16 protein-coding genes are annotated in these 17,080 nt (G+C 68.8%); 6 read left to right on the forward strand and 10 right to left on the reverse strand.

The features are described from left to right. Positions 1–129: 129 nt before the first annotated feature. The 5 genes from FMP39_RS19305 to FMP39_RS19325 all read right to left on the reverse strand — a co-directional run bounded on the left by FMP39_RS19305 (position 130) and on the right by FMP39_RS19325 (position 3,945). Positions 130–294, reverse strand: a complete 165-nt coding sequence (locus FMP39_RS19305; RefSeq protein ID WP_141591806.1) for an alkaline phosphatase — start codon at positions 292–294, stop codon at positions 130–132. A gap of 96 nt (positions 295–390) precedes the next feature. Continuing rightward, positions 391–861 carry a transposase gene (locus FMP39_RS19310; RefSeq protein WP_194858470.1) on the reverse strand — a complete coding sequence of 157 codons (471 nt, stop codon included), beginning with the start codon at positions 859–861 and terminating at the stop codon, positions 391–393. A gap of 429 nt (positions 862–1,290) precedes the next feature. Beyond that, on the reverse strand, positions 1,291–2,325 hold the full coding sequence (locus FMP39_RS19315; protein WP_141591807.1) for an ABC transporter substrate-binding protein: 1,035 nt from the start codon (positions 2,323–2,325) through the stop codon (positions 1,291–1,293). Between the two features lie 22 nt (positions 2,326–2,347). Continuing rightward, complete coding sequence (locus FMP39_RS19320) at positions 2,348–3,130, reverse strand: ABC transporter permease (RefSeq protein WP_141591808.1); 783 nt, start codon at positions 3,128–3,130, stop codon at positions 2,348–2,350. Beyond that, on the reverse strand, positions 3,127–3,945 hold the full coding sequence (locus FMP39_RS19325) for an ABC transporter ATP-binding protein (RefSeq protein ID WP_228558126.1): 819 nt from the start codon (positions 3,943–3,945) through the stop codon (positions 3,127–3,129). The genes FMP39_RS19320 and FMP39_RS19325 overlap by 4 nt, the downstream gene beginning before the upstream one ends. A 272-nt stretch (positions 3,946–4,217) precedes the next feature. Here FMP39_RS19325 and FMP39_RS19330 point away from each other — a divergent pair, with 272 nt between their 5' ends. Both FMP39_RS19330 and FMP39_RS19335 read left to right on the forward strand, forming a co-directional pair. Then, on the forward strand, positions 4,218–4,586 hold the full coding sequence (locus FMP39_RS19330) for a helix-turn-helix transcriptional regulator (RefSeq protein WP_305036071.1): 369 nt from the start codon (positions 4,218–4,220) through the stop codon (positions 4,584–4,586). Then, positions 4,583–5,059, forward strand: coding sequence for an SRPBCC domain-containing protein (locus FMP39_RS19335; protein ID WP_141591811.1), 477 nt, complete (start codon positions 4,583–4,585; stop codon positions 5,057–5,059). The genes FMP39_RS19330 and FMP39_RS19335 overlap by 4 nt, the downstream gene beginning before the upstream one ends. 141 nt (positions 5,060–5,200) lie before the next feature. Here FMP39_RS19335 and FMP39_RS19340 read toward each other — a convergent pair whose 3' ends face one another. Further along, positions 5,201–6,223, reverse strand: a complete 1,023-nt coding sequence (locus FMP39_RS19340) for a hypothetical protein (RefSeq protein WP_141591812.1) — start codon at positions 6,221–6,223, stop codon at positions 5,201–5,203. Positions 6,224–7,012: 789 nt separating this feature from the next. Between FMP39_RS19340 and FMP39_RS19345 the strand changes: the two genes are divergently transcribed. Continuing rightward, positions 7,013–7,285, forward strand: a complete 273-nt coding sequence (locus FMP39_RS19345) for a hypothetical protein (RefSeq protein WP_228558127.1) — start codon at positions 7,013–7,015, stop codon at positions 7,283–7,285. A gap of 19 nt (positions 7,286–7,304) precedes the next feature. Here FMP39_RS19345 and FMP39_RS19350 read toward each other — a convergent pair whose 3' ends face one another. After that, positions 7,305–7,907 carry a GNAT family N-acetyltransferase gene (locus FMP39_RS19350; protein WP_141591813.1) on the reverse strand — a complete coding sequence of 201 codons (603 nt, stop codon included), beginning with the start codon at positions 7,905–7,907 and terminating at the stop codon, positions 7,305–7,307. A 79-nt stretch (positions 7,908–7,986) separates the two neighbouring features. Then, complete coding sequence (locus tag FMP39_RS19355) at positions 7,987–9,339, reverse strand: serine/threonine-protein kinase (protein ID WP_141591853.1); 1,353 nt, start codon at positions 9,337–9,339, stop codon at positions 7,987–7,989. 287 nt (positions 9,340–9,626) lie between these two features. Here FMP39_RS19355 and FMP39_RS19360 point away from each other — a divergent pair, with 287 nt between their 5' ends. Continuing rightward, a complete protein-coding gene (locus tag FMP39_RS19360) occupies positions 9,627–11,171 on the forward strand; it encodes an aldehyde dehydrogenase family protein (protein ID WP_141591814.1) in 1,545 nt (514 codons plus the stop codon). Between the two features lie 7 nt (positions 11,172–11,178). Here the strand turns inward: FMP39_RS19360 and FMP39_RS19365 are convergent, their stop codons facing one another. Next, complete coding sequence (locus FMP39_RS19365; RefSeq protein WP_141591815.1) at positions 11,179–12,063, reverse strand: LysR substrate-binding domain-containing protein; 885 nt, start codon at positions 12,061–12,063, stop codon at positions 11,179–11,181. A 108-nt stretch (positions 12,064–12,171) separates the two neighbouring features. Between FMP39_RS19365 and FMP39_RS19370 the strand changes: the two genes are divergently transcribed. Continuing rightward, positions 12,172–13,809 carry an acetolactate synthase large subunit gene (locus FMP39_RS19370; RefSeq protein WP_011552904.1) on the forward strand — a complete coding sequence of 546 codons (1,638 nt, stop codon included), beginning with the start codon at positions 12,172–12,174 and terminating at the stop codon, positions 13,807–13,809. 35 nt (positions 13,810–13,844) lie between these two features. Continuing rightward, positions 13,845–15,278: an aldehyde dehydrogenase family protein gene (locus FMP39_RS19375; protein WP_141591816.1), complete on the forward strand. Its 1,434-nt coding sequence runs from the start codon at positions 13,845–13,847 to the stop codon at positions 15,276–15,278. A 228-nt stretch (positions 15,279–15,506) separates the two neighbouring features. Here the strand turns inward: FMP39_RS19375 and FMP39_RS19380 are convergent, their stop codons facing one another. Further along, positions 15,507–16,955, reverse strand: coding sequence for an alpha-amylase family glycosyl hydrolase (locus FMP39_RS19380; protein ID WP_141591817.1), 1,449 nt, complete (start codon positions 16,953–16,955; stop codon positions 15,507–15,509). Positions 16,956–17,080: the final 125 nt, after the last annotated feature.

Here is a 17,080-nt window from a genome sequence, read left to right on the forward strand (position 1 = left end):
GAGCCGATGGTACTTCGCGGGAAACCGCGCGGGAGAGTAGGTCGCTGCCGGATTCTTTTTGAGAAACCCCCGGTGTCCCTCGTGGACACCGGGGGTTTTCCGTTTTGGGGCGCGTGGGGTTTCCGCGTGTCACCGCGGGCGCTGGGCCTGGCGTCGTGTGCGCAGCCGGCGCACGCCCCCCACCGCCAGCAGGGCCGCCATCGTGGCCAGCACCAGCAGGTGCTCGGCTCGCGCGGCCCCTTTCGCCACCGCGTCCACGCTGTGCGAGAAGGCGTACCAGGACGATGGCGCCACGCCCCCGGTGATCCTCGTGGGACTCGCCAGCGGGGCGCGCTTTGCCCTCACCGGGGGGGGGCCAGCACCCGAAACGCACTCGCCCTGAGGGCAGCGTCACCGCGTTGTAGCCAGTGTACGCGTCCACCACGAGGGCGCCCGAGGTGCCGACCAGGACTTCCTCAGGGGGAGGAAAGTCCCGAGGTAGCCCAGCTTCGTCGTCTTCACGTCCAGCACGCGCAGCGGCGTCTCGTCGGCCCACACCACGTCCGCAGACGCAATGCATTGCAAGAGGTGCTGGGAGAGAGGCAGCAGCACTGAGGCGGCTTGGTGGAAGAGGTCCGTCAGGGTGCTGCAACTCATGGGCACGCCGCTTCTCTCCACCCGCTGGGCGAGTCGGTGCAGCGGCATGGCATCCGCGCACTTCGATGTCACCACGTGCGCCAGGCAGCCGGGGCCGTACTCGCCCCGGTCCACCACCCTCGCCAGAGGCAGAGCGGTGACGACGCCCAGGCCGCACGCGCACGCCAGCACCTCCTGCACATGCACCTGATTTTCGAAGCGGGCAGGCGCATTCTCGTACACCACCGAGGTGCGGCCCTGGCCCAGTCCAGGGAGAATCTCGCCCGCGCTCCGCCTGCCGTCACCACCTCCAGCACGGACTCGGCCGCGGCGGGCTCCATCGACACCTCCACCGGCAACAGCCGCACCGGCTCGGCTCGCGTCTCCCCAGGCCGTCGCTACGGTACACCCACGACTGCAACGTGCTCAGTCGCACGCCTCTCGCTGACGCGAACTCCCGCTGCGTCTGCCCACTGGCCTCGAACGCTTCCGCGACGCGGGCCCACTCCTGCTTCTCCACCTGCTTCGACACGCCCGAAAGCGTCCGCCGCTACCGCCACCCCGGCAATCCCTCACGGCACGTCGTTGGCCGGACGGTTACGCATCCCGGGTCACCGGGCCGGAGGATAGTCGAGATGGATGAGCGGCCCTCGGCGGATACGTCTCCGCGCCGCTTCAATCGCGTGAGCCGGTGAACTCCGGCAGCAGGAACTCGTCCGCGGCGGGCGCCTTCTCGATGAGGTCCAGCTCCACGAACTGCTGGGCCAACTGCTCCCACCGCTGGCGGTTCATCGTGCCCAGTCCTCGGGCCCGCGTCTCCTCCGTCTCGATGAGCGGCTTCTGCGTCTCGGCCCCCTCTGCGAACGTCTCCGCGTCCATCGTCGTATTCAGCTTTCCCATCACCGCGTTGGTGGGCCCCGCGTTGTCCAGGTAGGTCCGCCACCCCTCGCGCACGGCCGCCACGAAGGACTTCACCCGCTCGGGCTGTTCCTCCCAGTACTGGCGCCGGGTGATGACTACGGCGAGGTACGGGTTGAAGCCCTCCTCGGCCACCAGGAACACCGTTGGCGTGGCGCCCTGCCGCTTCGCGGCGATGGGCTCGGCGGTGATGAAGCACTGCTGGGCGAAGTCCTTGTCCGCCAGGAAGCGCGCGACGCCGCCGTCGTAGGGCACCACCTTCACCTTGTCGAAGCTGTACTTCTTCTTGAGGAAGGCCACGTAGGAGAGGCCCGGCTCCAGCGCCACCGTGCCCGAGGACAGCACGTCCGCGATGTTCTTCGCCCCGCGAGAGGCGTGGGCCATGATGGCGTGCGGAGAGGTCTGGTACACCGCGAACAGCGGAATCACGTCCAGGCCTCGGGCTCGCGCGACGAGGAGCTCGTCGGCGCCGCTGATGCCGAACTCCACCTTGCCAGTGGCCACCATCTGCGGCACGGGGGCTCCGGCTCCGCCGCCGAGGATCTCCGCCTCGAGCCCATGGCGGGAGAAGGCCCCCGACTCCCGCGCCGCATAGAAGCCGCCGAATTCGGGCTCCGGCACCCAGTTGAGCGCGAGCCGCACCTTGGCCGGGGCGGCCAACTTCGGCGGGGCGGTGCTGGCTCCCGTGGCGGACTGGGAGCCCTGCTTGGGCTCCTCCTTCTGGCGCGAGCAGGCGCCCGCGGCCACAAGAAGCACTGCGCAGCCCAACAGTTTCAAGAGGCGTCCGCTCACGTCCAGCTCCTTTCCAGGCGATTCATGTTCCCTGCGCCGACGGGTGCCAGCGCCGCAGCAGCCGGGCGCCGGTGAGGCTCACCACACCGAACAACACCAGGCCCAGCCCCGAGGCCGCCAGCACCGCGGCGAACAGCAGATCCGTGCGCAGTTGACGGTACGCGGCCAGGACGAGGATTCCCAGCCCCGCGGTGCCCTCGGAGAAGCCAGCGACGAACTCGCCGACGATGGCGCCGATGACGGCCAGACCCGAGGCGATGCGCAGCCCCGTGAACAGGTGTGGCATCGCCGCGGGCAGCTCCAGCTTCCACAGCGTGGCGAGCCGCCGCGCGCCATAGAGGCGGAACATGTCCCGGAGTGAGGGCTCCACCGAGCGCAGCCCGGTGAGCGTGTTGGCGATGACCGGGAAGAGCGAGACGATGAAGGACGACACCGCGACGGCGCGGGGGCCCGGGCCGAACCACAGCACCAGCAGCGGGGCGATGGCCACGATGGGCACGGTCTGCAGGAAGAGGGTGTAGGGGTAGAGGGCGCGCTCCACCATCCGCGAGGAGGCCAGGAGGACGGCCACGAGCACCCCCAGGACCGCGCTCAACCCGAAGCCGACCAGGGCGGAGCGGCCCGTGGTGATCGCCGCGCCGAGGAGCGAGGAGGCCTCCTGAGCTCCCGCGGCTCCAATGGCCGAGGGCGGAGGCACCAGCCAGCGCGGAACCTCCAGCAGGCGCACCGTGCCTTCCCAGAGGGTCAGCAGGACGACGAGCGCCACCAGCGGAGGGACCGCCGCGCGAAGGGCTGCGCGGTTCACCAGCGCTCTCCTTGTTCCAGGGCTTCGTTGAGCAGGCGGGCCTCGCGGGCGAAGGACGCCTCGGTGCGCAGGGAAGCGCTGCGCTCACCGGGCAGCTCCAGCGTCCGGTCCAGCACCACGCGCGCGGGCCGTCGCGACAGGACCACGGCTCGCTCGGCCAGGTAGGCGGCTTCGGAGATGGAGTGGGTGACGAAGAGCACGGTCATCCCCAGCTTGCGCCACAGCGCGCGGAGTTGATCATCCAGCCGGCCGCGCGTCAGCTCGTCCAGGGCGGCGAAGGGCTCATCCAGCAGCAGCAGCCGGGGGCGGGTGACGAGCGCGCGTGCCAGGGACACGCGCATGCGCATGCCGCCGGACAGCTCCGCCGGAAAGCGGTCGGTGGCATCACCGAGCCCCACCTGCTCGAGCACGGCACGCGCGGCGGCCTGCCGCTCCGGCTTCGACACGCCGGTCAGCTCCAGCGGCAGCGCCGCGTTGTCCAGCACCGAGCGCCAGGGCAGCAGGTGCGCGTCCTGGAAGACGTAGGCGATGGGGGCGCGCTCGCCCTGGGTTCGCTCCAGCGTCGGGGTGAAGGAGATGTGCCCGGCCTCGGCGCGGTCCAGCCCGGCCACCAGCCGCAGCAGCGTGGACTTGCCGCACCCGGAGGGACCGAGCAGCGCCACGAACGAACCGGGCGCCACGTCCAGGTCCAGCCCCGACAGCACGGCGATGTTGCCTGGGAAGGTGCGGCGCAGGCCCTCGACCTTCACACGAACGCCCCCACTTCCGGAGATGGGGGCCAGGGGAGAGAGGGGATGGAGGCCAGGAGGCGCCATGGAGGGAGTGTTTAACCGTCCAGCCCTCGGGAGGCGAGCGCGGAGTCGGGAGCAATCCTCAGCGCTCAGTCCCTCGCGTGCGCGTACTCGGCCGACTTTGGCGGCCCGCTGAGTGAGGGGGCAGGCAGCCCGAATCGAGGCTACCGCCACGGAGCTCTTCCGAGCTGGGTCCTGCCTTAGGGCTCCAGGTGACGACACGACGGCGCCTTGCCTGGCCCGTGCGCTTGCGTTGGGCCCGGCCTTGACGGTCATATGCATGTCCGTGTATATGTATGTGTATGCAACTTGGCGTCTTCCAGGTTCTCGCTGACCCGACGCGCCGCCGCATCGTCGAGGCCCTTCGGTACGGAGAGCAGCAGGTCAGTGACGTCGTCGAGAAGGCCGGAATCCATCAGTCAGGTGTCTCGCGGCATCTGCGCATCCTGTCGGAATCGGGCTTCGTCTCGATGCGGCCGGATGGGCAGCGTCGCCTCTACGCCTTGAAGCCGGAGCCGTTTCAGGAACTCGATGGGTGGCTCACCGGGTACCGGCAGCTGTGGGATGCGCGACTCGATCGCTTCGGAGCCGCACTCGAGAAGAAGCAGCAGCAACAACCACAACAACAGACTCGCCGAGTCGACGAGAAGGGGCAGCGGAAATGAGCAACGAGAAGGCGAAGGTCGTCATCGAGCGCACCTACCGGGCAGGAATCGAGGACATCTGGGCGCTCTGGACCACGAAAGAGGGCTTCGAGTCGTGGTGGGGACCACAGGGCTTCCGTGCCGCGGTGCACGAACTCGATGCACGCGTAGGCGGCGCCCTTCGGTACGACATGATTGCCGACTCACCGGAGATGATTGCCGCGATGAAGCAGATGGGCCAGCCGACCTCTCACGCGACCCGTTCCCGCTTCACCGAGGTGGCGCCACATTCGCGGCTCGTCCTCACGAACGTCATCGACTTCCTCCCGGGTGTCGCTACCTACGAGAGCAAGATCGCCGTGGATTTCCTCCCGAGCGGCGATGGCGTTCGGATGGTGGTGAGGCTGGACGCGATGCACAGCGAGGAGTTCACGAAGATGCAGCAGGAAGGCTTCACGAGCCAGCTCACGAAGCTGGACTCGCGCTTCGCGTGATGGGACGGCGAGAGGTTCCGAATCGAATCCATCACGGAGCGTAGTTCCACTCGCTCGAGGGGCTCGTCGAGAGTCCTCCGCTTGCTTCAAGTCTGCTGCGCACCGGACGGGCCGTACAGACCCGTCCGGTGCACCGCTGAATCACTCTGAATAGTATCTGTCCGTGTACACGCTGAAGCCGGACTCGGTGTCGACGAAGAACGTCGCGCTGTGGTCGCTCCAGGAGTCACGCGCATAGCCGTAGGAGCAGCCGAAGAACGAGCGGCCCTCGATCAGGGTGTTCAGGTTGGCCAGACCGGCGGCCTTCACTGCCGGATCCAACGTGCCGAAGCTCGCGGCAGCGTTGACGAACGCCTCGACATGGGCGCGAACCTCGGCGGCGTCAGCATCCGTCCCGCGGTGGTCTTGCGGTTCGGACACCCGCTCCGTCCTTTCGCCGAAGCACTCCTGGATCTGGAAGTTGTAGAAAGCGCCGTTCATGTTCGCCCACCAGTCGAAGTGGCGCGCCATGAACACACCACCGTGCGGCCGCGGCAGGTTGTTCACCGCGTTGATGAGCGCCTCGAACGGACGGCTCAGCGTGGCCGCGTTGCGGAGGTTGCGGAAGCTCACGTCGGCGATGCCCGTCGTGTTTGCGATGGCGTCCGCGTTCGTGAACGGGCGCTGGTTGCGCAGGTTCAGCGCGCCGTTCCAGGCATAGGGGAGGATGTCGTGCAGCTCGGTGGAGCTGATGCTGTTGACCAGCGACACGATGGCGGCCGCGTCATCCTGCGACAGGGCCAGCCCATCCGCGATGCCGTAGCAGTCCGCGTCGATGTAGTTCTGGCTCCGGGCGCCCTGCTCGATCTGCTGCAGACGCGCCGGACCGACCAGCGCCACGGAGGAGATGTCCGCCAGGGAGGAGAACTGCGAAACCGCGCGCCGGTTGAGCAGGTTGTGGACGACGTTGCTGGGCAGATAGGCGTCCAGCGTGTTGAACGTCGCTTCATTGACGAACTGGAGAATGCCCTGGCACTCGGTGGCAACGTCCACGTCAGCCTCCGTCAGCAGCCCCTGCTGCTGCTGCTGCTCCTGGGGCTGCTGCGTGGACGTTTCGGTTTCGCTCGGACCACAGCCAACGAGCAGACCGGCGGCGAGGAAGGCAGATCCAACATAACGACGCATCGGGGGAACTCCTGCTAGGGGGGACAACGAAGTGAGACAGCTTTAATACATCAAATTCGAATGTTCTTGGCAATCCGGATTCATGTTTGTGCCGTGTCACAAATTTGTCCCCAGGACTGTGCACTCCAGGTGTGGAAGGGGCCCTCTTTCCGTCGCGATAGGGTGCCCGTCTCCCTCTGAAACGACCCTGGGCGTCACTTGCCCGATGCCGTGGTTTTTCGGCCTCCCAAGGCGTGGATGGATGATGAGGGATTGGACGGGTCGGGTGTCTGTTTTAAACGTGACACGTCGCCTTGGGCTACAGCGGATGAGTCATTGCATGCGCTGCCGAGGGCGAACGAATGGGACGGGTGCGAGGTCTGTTTTTCGTGAATAGCCTGTGGTATTCTTTCCGGCATGGGGAGCACCCGTCCGATTCGTCCTGGAGTCGCGCCTCGCCCCGCCGTGGCGCCATCGACGTCCCGCGTTCGGGATTCCGTGGCCACGCCGCCATCGGCGCCTGGGAATGCTGCTCGGCAGCCGCCGCCTTCCCGGGACCGCTTCGAGCCACCGCGTTCAGCCCCTCTGGTGAATCTCTCCGGTCAAGGTGCCGCTCCAGCCGGCGGACAGCGCCAGCGGGCCCTGGAGGTCACGCGGCAGTGTCCCCCGGGTTCGGTCGGGGCGGCCATCCGGCCCTTGCTGTCGGGGGCTGTGGGGATGCTGGGCACGGCGGGGCATGCCGCGGGGGCCTTGCCGGGCGCCGTGGTTCACGCGTTGCCCCTCGTGGGCCCCGTGCTTCAATCCTCTGGCGTGACGCGCCCGCTGACGCGATTTGGGCCTGCCGCGGAGGCCTATGCTCGCGAGTTCGGCGCAGGCCAGGTGGGGGACTTCTACGCGCAGCAGCGAGAGTTGCTCAGCCAGCCCGCGACCGAGGCCAACATCACGGAGTTCGCTCGGCGCGAGACGGAGTTCTTCCAACGCGAGCCTTCCGTCGAGGCTCGGAAATTTGGGGCCATCATGAGCGCGGAGCGCCGGGCGTCCCTCATCGGGCTCAGCGCGCGTGTGCAACGTCAGTTCCCTTGATGAGGGACTGGATCAACGCTCAGCGCGTGTTCCCCTCGGGCGTGACGTCCGGGAAACGTGGCGGCGCCCAGTCCCAGGCGACCACGGCCCATTCGTCCGTCGCGTCCCGGTAGGTGTGGATCGTCTCGAAGCCGACCCGCTCATGCGCGCGCAGGGAGCGGAGGTTCCGTACGGAAATCTCGGTGACGATGAGGTCGAACTGGTCTCGGAAGTGGTCCCGGTGCTGGTGGTAGAGCCGGTCGAACAAGCCCTGTCCCCGGTGCGCCTTGTCGATGCAGATCTGCCCCATCACGTAGAAGCGGGAGTCGCGCAGCGACTTGCTTCGGAACTCGAGCGAATCGAGGAGCGCGAACATGGGCTCCAGGACGGGGGCCAGCGCGCGGGCCTCGCGCGGCATCGTCAGGGCGTAGGCCACCAGCACTCCGTCATGGCGGGCGACAATGCTGGGCGCCATGGCGTGCATCTGCTCCAGTGCCGGCAGGTCGTGCTGAACCGTGACGAAGCCTTGTGAGCGCATCTCTTCCGCGGACAGCGCCTGCTTCAGGTTCTTCTGCTGCAGCGCCAGGATGTGCTCCAACTCGTCCCGGTTCCGCACGGCGGTGACTGTGTAGGTGGGCTTCATCGACAGCAGGATATGCCGTGGCGGTGCGCCTTGCCGAAGCGACGCGGGGTGCGGGCAGGCGGGCGACAGGGGCCGCGCTTCAGTGGCGCGTAGGACAGTGGGCGGGGCTCGACGTGGCGGGCCGCGCTGATGGGAAGGCGGGGAGATAGCAGTCTCCCTTGTAGACATAACCGTCTTCAGCACAGTCCTTGGGGTCCACCGCCAGCTTCACCCAGCATCCGCCGTGAATGAGGACGTGGACCTTTCGAGGGCACCGGCCCGACGAGTCGGGGCGCGTCTGACCTGGGAAGGGTTTCGGTGGCAGGTCCAGCGCGATAGTGGACCACGCCGATGGCGTTTGGACCGTCGCGACAGGGGCCGCGAACACACTGTCTCCGACAGCGACCGTGCCTCCGTCCGTTGTGTCGACGGACATCACAGCAGGCTCGAGCGCCACGGTGACCGACGCTCCCGCGCGAGGCCGCCAGCCGAGACTCAGTACCAGGGGGCCTCCAAGTCCGATGATGGCCACCCATGGCCACCGGGGGCGTCGGGCCCGATGGCGGACGGAACGTTCCTTCCACTGCGCCGATGCACGGGAGTGAAGGGCACCTCCCACCATGAGTGGCACATCCGACGCCGAGCCCGCCCGTGCCACCGCGGAGTCCAGAGCCTCCGCCAACTCGCGTGCGCTGCCTCGCACATGGAGGCTTGGAGCGAGCATCCGCGACACCAGCGCGCTCAACTCCGGGCAGCAGTGCCCATTCGTGTCTCGCGGCGATGGGGCCTGGGCTCGCTCGGTGTGCCAGAACCTGGACTCCGCCACGTCAGGATGCGTCGACGGCGGATACCGCCCCGTGATCATCCGGAACGCGGTGACGCCCAGGGCGAAGATGTCATCCGCCTGTCCCGGCGCATACGGAGGCGCGGAGTCACCCGCCGCGAAGCGCCATGCTTCAGGGGAACGATAGGCCGGCGTCCCTGGTGGAAATGGCGAGCTCGTCTGCGTCGCGGCACCCACGTAGTGACTGGAACCGAAGTCCATGAGGAATGCCTGCCCGTCGGCCTCGCGCACCAGCACGTTGTGCCCTTTGACGTCCCGGTGCAGCCCCCCGGCCGCGTGGGTGGCTTCGAGCGCCCGCGCCAGCCTCGCGAGCAGAGCCATCACCTGCCGCGACGTGGGACGGTGCTCGCTGGCCCAATCGTAGAGCGGCGTGCCCTCCACCCAGTCCATCGCGAGGTAGGGGTGGGGCGGTCCCTTGGCGGGTTGCCAATGCCCGCTCGCTCGCAACCGGGGAACGGCGGGGTGATGGATGCGGGACAGCAGCTCGGCCTCGCGCGCGAAGCGCTCGTCCCGGGCATGCAGGGCCAGCTTGAGGGCCACCGTGTGCGTGCCCGCGATGTGCCGGGCCCGGTAGACAGCGCCGTAGGTGCCTCGGCCTCGCAGGTCCATGAGGCGCCACGGGCCCACCCGGGTTCCGGGTGGGAGTCGGGCCGGATTCAGGAAAGGGAGCCTCATGCAGGCAGAGGCTACTTCCTGAGTAGTCAGCTTGCACCGGAATCTGTGAGGTCAAGGCGGCCCGCTGGGAAGAAGTCGAGAAGGCGCAGCGCGCGAAAAGCGACGCAACCCGTGGCCGCGGGGCGGCGGTTGCCGCGCGCCTCACTTGCCATCACCTTGACGCAATGTGCCGATGCCGGATGGAGTGTCGGCCTGGTCTCCTTCCGGGGGAGGGCGTGTCCATGGCGAGTGTGGTGCCTGCTTACGCGGAGTGGTCCAATCTGGAGCGCCGAATCCGGGCGCTCGTTCCCGAGGCGTTCGACCCGTCTGGCCGAGTGCTCAACCTCATCGCGGGGGAATGGGGGCATCCCGGAAAGGGGAAGCCCTACCTGTCCCCGGTGGACGGCACCGTCCTGGGCCGCCTGCCCATGATTGATGCGAACACCGCGCGCGTCGCCGCGAGCGCCGCCGCCGCGGAGGCACGGACCTGGGCCCATCAGGACCTTGATGCGCGCAAGGAGCGCGTCACCCAGTGCCTGTCCCTGCTGCGTGAGCAGCGCGAGCTGCTGGCCCTCATCCTGGCCTGGGAGATTGGCAAGCCGGTGCCACAGGCCCGCGTCAGCGTGGACCGCTGTATCACCGGCGTGGAGTGGTACGTCTCCCAAATCGAGCCCATGGTGGAGGGCCGCCGTCCGCTGGGGCTCATCTCCAACATCGCTTCATGGAACTACCCGCTGTCGGTGCTGGTCCACGCGGTGCTGGTCCAGGTGCTCGCGGGCAACAGCGCCATCGCCAAGACGCCCACGGATGGTGGGCTCTATTCGCTGACCCTGTGCATGGGGCTCGCGCGCCGCTGCGGGCTGCCTGTGTCGCTCATCAGTGGCTCGGGCGGACAGCTCAGCGACGCGCTGGTGCGCAATCCGGAGATTGCCTGCCTGTCCTTCGTGGGCGGCAAGGCGAACGGGCGGGACATCGCGGCCAGCCTCTATGACCGCAACAAGCGCTACATGCTGGAGATGGAAGGGGTGAATGCCTACGGCATCTGGCACTTCAGCGACTGGGACGGGCTGGCGAAGCAGCTCAAGAAGGGCTTCGAGTACGGCAAGCAGCGCTGCACCGCGTACCCGCGCTTCGTCGTGGAGCGGAGCCTGATGCCGCGCTTCCTGGAGACGTACCTGCCCGTCGTCTCCGCCCTGAAGGTGGGGCACCCGCTGCTTGCGGAGACTCCGGATGGCGAGCCACCCGCGCTCGACTTCGGTCCGCTCATCAACAGCCAGAAGGTCGAGGAGTTGCACGGCCTGATGAGCGAGGCGGAGGGCCGCGGCGCGGTGCCCCTCTTCGCCGGGAGGCTGGACTCGGAGCGCTTCCTGCCGGACCAGGACGTCTCCGCGTACCTGGCCCCGCACGCGCTGCTGCACGTGCCGCGCAACTGCAAGCTCTACCACGGCGAGCCCTTCGGCCCCGTGGACACGCTGGTCGTCGTGGACAGCGAGGAGGAGCTCATCGCGGAGATGAACGTGTCCAACGGCTCGCTGGTCGCCTCCATCGCCTGCGACGAGCCCGACACGTGCAAGCGCATCTCCACCGAGCTGCGCGCCTTCAAGGTCGGCCACAACGGGCCGCGCTCGCGCGGAGACCGGGACGAGGTCTTCGGCGGCATCGGTGGTTCGTGGAAGGGGTGCTTCGTGGGCGGCAAGTACCTGGTCCAGGCCGTCACCGAGGGCGAACCCGGCGAGCGGCTGCACGGCAACTTCCACGACTACACGCAGCTCCCCGACACGCGCTGAAGCGGGCTCATCGTCTGCCCGGGCGTCTGGCGCCGCGCACCTCGGCCGCGAACAGTTCCGCGGCGGGCGTGCGCGGCGCGCCTTTTCGCCACAGGAGCGCCGCAAGTTCGGCCCGGGGCGCGGGGGAGAGCCGCTTCACCACCAGCCCCGCGGCATCCGCGAGTTGTGGCTCCGGGAGCACCGTCACCGCGAGCCCCGCGCGCACGGTGGCCAGCACCGTGGCCACGGCGTTCGACTCCAACGCGACATGCGGCGCAATCCGGATGGCGGCGAACCAGGCATCCACGCGGGCTCGCACGCGCAAACCTCGGGAGAGCAGCGCGAAGGGCTCCTGGGCCAGGGGCTTCGCGCCCACGGTCTCCAGCTTCGCCAGGGGATGTCCCTTGGCGACCACCAGCGCCAGCTTGCTGTCGAAGACGGGCTCCGCCTCCAGGTCCGGTGAGCGCGCGGGGGCGTAGCCCAACCCCACGTCGAGACGGCCATCCGCCAGCCGCCGCTCCACGCGCCGCACCACGGCTTCCTCCGCGCTCAGCACCAAGCCCGGGTGCCTTCGCAGCACGGCGGCGAGCGCGGGCAGCACGACGCCTCGCATGCTGGGCGGGTAGCCCACGCGCAGGGCGCCGGTGGTGAGGCCTCGCAGCGCGCCCACGGCGACCCTGCCCGCGTCCACGTCCTCCAGCGCTCGCGAGGCGTAGGTGCGGAACAGCTCGCCCGCCTGCGTCAGGCGCACGCCGCTCCGGGCGCGCTCGAAGAGGGGCGCGCCGAGCTCCTCCTCGAGCTGGCGAATCTGCTGCGACAGCGTGGGCTGTGAGACGTGGACGCGCCTGGCGGCCCGCCCGAAGTGCAGGGTGTCCGCGACGGCGGAGAAGTAGCGGAGGTGGCGCAGTTCCATGGCGTCATCATAGGCATTGCCTATCGAGGCCATGGGAACAAACGAATGTACCAATCATGGCCCGCGCGTAAGTGTTCTCCCATCGCGAGGTCGTGAAGGAGGCACCCGATGAAGGCGGCAGACCTGTTCGTCAAAGCGTTGGAAGCGGAGGGCGTGCGCAGCGTCTTCGGGCTTCCGGGAGAGGAGAACCTGGATGTCATCGAGGCCATGCGGGCCGCGGGCATGCGGCTGGTGCTCACCCGTCATGAGCAGGCCGCGGGCTTCATGGCGGCCACGTATGGGCGGCTCACCGGCCGCGCGGGCGTCGTCCTGTCGACGCTGGGGCCCGGGGCGACCAACCTCGTCACGGCCGCCGCCTACGCGCAGCTCGGGGCCATGCCCATGGTGATGGTCACCGGGCAGAAGCCCATCCGGGCCGGCAAGCAGGGCCACTTCCAGATTGTCGACGTGGTGGGGATGATGCGCCCCCTGACGAAGCTGACGCGCACGCTGGTGTCGGCGGAGCATGTCCCTTCGGCCGTGCGTGAGGCGTTCCGCCGCGCCGAGGAGGAGCGCCCCGGCGCGACGCACCTGGAGCTGCCGGAGGACGTGGCCCGGGAGTCGACCGACGCCGTGCTGCTGGCGCCCAGCGCCCATCGCCGGCCCGTGGCGGATGAGGCGTCCATCGCGCTGGCCGTGGAGGCGATTGCTTCCGCTCGTCGGCCCTTGCTCATGATTGGCGCGGGCGCCAACCGCAAGCTCACGTCGGAGATGCTGCGCGTCTTCGTGGACAAGACGGGCATTCCCTTCTTCAGCACGCAGATGGGCAAGGGTGTCGTGGACGAATCGCATCCCCTATGGCTGGGCACGGCGGCGCTGTCGGAAGGGGACTTCGTCCACCGCGCCATCGAGGCCTCGGACTGCATCATCAACGTGGGCCACGACGTCATCGAGAAGCCGCCGTTCTTCATGCGCGACAGCCGCCGCACGGTGGTGCATCTCAACTTCTCTTCGGCGGCGGTGGACCCCGTGTACTTCCCGCAACTGGAGGTGACGGGCGACATCGCGAACGCGGTGTGGCGCATCGGCGAAGGGCTGGGGCCTCGCGCGCATTGGGACTTCGTGCCCTTCGAGAAGTTCCGCGCGGGACTCGAGGCGCAGCTCGCGCACGGTGGGGATGACGACCGCTTCCCCATCTACCCCGCGCGGCTCGTCGCCGAGCTGCGGCGCGCGCTGCCGGACGACGGCATCGTGTGCCTGGACAACGGCATGTACAAGCTGTGGTTCGCTCGCTACTACCGCACGCGCCGGCCCAACACGCTGCTGCTCGACAACGCGCTGGCGACGATGGGGGCAGGGCTGCCTTCGGCCATCGCGGCGAAGCTGGTGCATCCCCGCCGCAAGGTGGTGGCGGTCTGCGGAGACGGCGGGTTCATGATGAACTCGCAGGAGCTGGAGACGGCCGTTCGGCTGGGCCTGGACCTGACGGTGGTCGTCGTGCGCGACGACGGCTACGGGATGATTCGCTGGAAGCAGGGGGAGATGGGCCTGCCGGACTTCGGCATGGCACTGGGGAACCCGGACTTCGTTCGCTACGCGGAGGCGTATGGGGCCCATGGCCACCGGCCGACCAGCGCGACGGAGTTCGGCGCGACGCTGGCTCGCTGCCTGGCGTCGAGCGGCGTCCACGTCATCGACGTGCCCATCGACTACTCGGACAACGCACGGGCGCTCGGCGCGGGCGCGGAGGAACTCGCCGCGCTCTGAGGGGGACGGTGGTTCGCGAACACTGGAGGAACACCATGCTGGCTGAACGTTATCCGTACTACCTGGCCAACCGGCCCCGGCAGCCCAACGCGGAGCTCGCCGTTACCCACAAGTACTCGGGCGAGGTCGTGACGCACGTCGCGGTCGCGGACGCCGCGGCTGTCGAGGAAGCCATCGCCGCCGCCGTGCGCGCCGCCGAGCCCATGCGAAAGCTGGCGCCGTACGCGCGGCAGGCGGTGCTCGAACACTGCGTGCGCCGCTTCCGCGAACGCGCGGAGGAGCTGGCCCTGGCGCTCTGCATCGAAGCAGGCAAGCCGCTGCGCGACGCGCGGGGAGAGGTGGACCGGCTCATCGACACCTTCAAGGCCGCCGCCGAGGAGGCCGTGCGCGGCGGGGGCGAGGTGCTGAACCTGGAGGTGTCGAAGCGCGCCGCGGGCTACCGGGGCTTCACCCAGCGCGTGCCCGTGGGGCCGTGCTCGTTCATCACCCCGTTCAACTTCCCGCTCAACCTGGTGGCGCACAAGGTGGCGCCGGCCATCGCCGCGGGCTGCCCGTTCATCCTCAAGCCTTCGGACCGCACGCCGGTGAGCGCGCTCATCATGGCGGAGGTCCTGGCGGAGACGGAGCTGCCCGAGGGGGCTTTCTCCGTGCTGCCCGTGCGGCTGGAGGACATCGGGCCGCTCATCGAGGACGACCGGCTGAAGCTGCTCTCGTTCACGGGCTCGGAGAAGGTGGGCTGGGAGCTGAAGGCGCGGGCGGGCCGGAAGAAGGTGGTGCTGGAGCTGGGCGGCAATGCGGCGTGCGTGGTGGACGCGGCGCCGGGCGCGCCGCTTGATTTCATCGCGGACCGGGTGGCGCAGGGGGCCTTCTTCCAGGCGGGGCAGAGCTGTATCTCGGTGCAGCGCGTGCTGGTCCATGCGTCGCTGTACGTCGCGCTCCGGGAGAAGCTCGTCGAACGGGCGAAGGCGTTGCGGCCGGGTCATCCGTCGGACGAGGCCACGACGCTGGGGCCCATGATTGACGAGCCCGCGGCGCGGCGCCTGGAGGGCTGGATTCAGCAAGCCGTCCAGCGTGGAGCGCGGGTGCTCACGGGCGGAGGACGGCGGGGCTCGGTGCTCGAGGCCACGGTGCTGGAGGGGGTTCCAGAGGATGCATCGCTGAGCAGCGAGGAGGCCTTCGGCCCGGTCGTCCTGCTCCAGTCCTTTGTCGACTTCGACGACGCCCTGGCCCAGGTGAACCGCGGGCGCTTCGGACTCCAGGCGGGCCTCTTCACGCAGGACCTGTCGCGGGCGATGAAGGCCTGGGATGAACTGGAGGTGGGCGGAGTCGTCGTGGGCGACGTGCCGAGCTTCCGCGTCGACACCATGCCCTACGGGGGCGTGAAGGGCTCGGGCATCGGCCGCGAGGGCGTGAAGTACGCCATCGAGGACATGACGGAGCTTCGGCTGCTGGTGCTGCGTCAGGCGTGAGCGCTTGGAGACGCTCCCTTCAAAAGGGGACGAAGCAGTCGCGTGCGAAGGGGCATGCACCCACTTCAGTGAGATGAGTCGACGGGCCAAGGACCCCACGGAGACCGTGGGGCCACGGGCGCCACGTCGAGTTTCAGACTCGGTGACGACCTTACGTGCAGCCTTCTTCGGAGCGCTGCTTCGTGAAGTAGAAACCACCCACGGGGGGAACGTCTTCCCCGCGCGCGCTCAGCTTCGGGGCGTGAGCAGCAGCGCGCCCGAAGCAGGCATTGCCACCTCGAGCCGCGTCCCCGCGGCGCGGATGGGGACATCTCGTTCGCCCAGCAGGTCCTTCAGGGACGCATGCCTGGACAGGTTTGCGTAGGCCTGGGGGAGAGACAGGCGCAGCGTCCTGGCGGGCCCGAAGTTCAGCACGACGAGCACGGGCTCGCTCGCTCCGTCCTGATGGCGCAGGTAGGCCATCGCGGAGGGGTTGTCCTTCACGGGGACCGGCACCCAGGCGCCACCAGCGAGCGCGGGGTGCGTGTCCCGCAGGTCGATGAGCTTCCGGTAGTGCTCCCGCAGGCCGTGCGGGTCCTCGTCCCAGGAGAGGGGCGGCGGCTCCTGGTAGGGCTCGTACTCGGCGCCTACCTCGTCGCCCGTGTAGACAATGGGAATGCCAGGCAGGGTGAGCAGCAGCGCGGCGGCCACCCGCGTCGAGCCGGGGCCATGGCGGCCGATGAAGCGCTTCGCCGTGTCGTTGTTGTTGAGGAAGCGGGCCACGCGGTCCTCGGGCGTCTGCCCGCCCTTCAGGGCCGCGTACAGCTTCGGAGCCACCTGCTGGCGGTCCTCGAAGACGCCCTCCCAGGCCCAGTGGCCCAGCGAGGCGCTCCAGTCATACGCCGCATTGAAGCCGTTGCGCACGAAGTACGGGTCATGCGCGCTCGCCTCCGCGAGCAGGTACACGTCTGACTTCTCCTTCCGCAGCGCCGTGGACAGGTCGCACCAGAAACCAGGGCGCCGCTCCTTCACGCCCCAGGCCACGTCCACGCGGAAGCCATCCACGTCGAACTCGCGGACCCAGTACTGGAAGGCCCGGTGCACCATCGCGGTGACCTTCGGGTTGTCGTAGTTGAGGTTCGGCAGGTGCTTCCAGTCGAAGTAGTGCGTCGGCTGCCCCTGGGCGTCGCGGTCGTAGTAGCCGTAGTACGGCGACTGCTTGCCCTTCGCGAGCACGTCCCGGAAGTACGGGTGCGCGTTCGACGTGTGGTTGGGCACGAAGTCCATCATCACCTTCATGCCGCGCGCGTGCGCCTGGTCGATGAGTTCCTTGAAGTCGGCCTTCGTGCCGTAGTCGGGGCGGACGTCGAAGTAGTCGGTGACGGCGTAGCCGAAGTCCCCCGGGTCCGTCGTCGTGTTCACCGGTGACAGCCAGAGCACGTCGATGCCCAGGTCTCGCAGGTAGTCCAGCTTCGCGGTGACGGCCTTGAAGGGCTGCTCGCCGAAGAGGGGCGGGACGACGCCGTACACGACGGCGCCTCGAATCCAGTCCGGGTCCTGTACGGGGCCACAGGTTCGGGCCTCGGCACGCGCTACCGGCGGGGCGGTGTTCCGAGCGGCTTCCGCGGGCATGCCCGCGAGGGAGAGGAGGCTCAGCGAGAGCAGGGCGGCCAGGCGGCGGGGGAGGGCATTGAGCATGGGGCGTCAGGGGGGCCGGACATCGGCGTTGGGCCCGGAACGCGGCGCCGCCTCCGGATTCTTCCTTCGCGTCGACCTGTGGCGGGGGGACGGCTGCTGGCGATATGAGACACTGCGCAAGCCAC

Origin of the sequence: Myxococcus sp. AB056 (genome assembly GCF_006547365.1) — a bacterium.
GTDB lineage: Bacteria > Myxococcota > Myxococcia > Myxococcales > Myxococcaceae > Myxococcus > Myxococcus virescens.

Coding starts and splice junctions, on each gene's coding strand:
- FMP39_RS19325 (WP_228558126.1), bottom strand. CDS start 3,945: ATGGCGCCTCCTGGCCTCCATCCCCTCTCTCCCCTGGCCCCCATCTCC.
- FMP39_RS19330 (WP_305036071.1), top strand. CDS start 4,218: ATGTGTATGCAACTTGGCGTCTTCCAGGTTCTCGCTGACCCGACGCGC.
- FMP39_RS19335 (WP_141591811.1), top strand. CDS start 4,583: ATGAGCAACGAGAAGGCGAAGGTCGTCATCGAGCGCACCTACCGGGCA.
- FMP39_RS19340 (WP_141591812.1), bottom strand. CDS start 6,223: ATGCGTCGTTATGTTGGATCTGCCTTCCTCGCCGCCGGTCTGCTCGTT.
- FMP39_RS19350 (WP_141591813.1), bottom strand. CDS start 7,907: ATGAAGCCCACCTACACAGTCACCGCCGTGCGGAACCGGGACGAGTTG.
- FMP39_RS19355 (WP_141591853.1), bottom strand. CDS start 9,339: ATGGACCTGCGAGGCCGAGGCACCTACGGCGCTGTCTACCGGGCCCGG.
- FMP39_RS19360 (WP_141591814.1), top strand. CDS start 9,627: ATGGCGAGTGTGGTGCCTGCTTACGCGGAGTGGTCCAATCTGGAGCGC.
- FMP39_RS19365 (WP_141591815.1), bottom strand. CDS start 12,063: ATGGAACTGCGCCACCTCCGCTACTTCTCCGCCGTCGCGGACACCCTG.
- FMP39_RS19370 (WP_011552904.1), top strand. CDS start 12,172: ATGAAGGCGGCAGACCTGTTCGTCAAAGCGTTGGAAGCGGAGGGCGTG.
- FMP39_RS19375 (WP_141591816.1), top strand. CDS start 13,845: ATGCTGGCTGAACGTTATCCGTACTACCTGGCCAACCGGCCCCGGCAG.
- FMP39_RS19380 (WP_141591817.1), bottom strand. CDS start 16,955: ATGCTCAATGCCCTCCCCCGCCGCCTGGCCGCCCTGCTCTCGCTGAGC.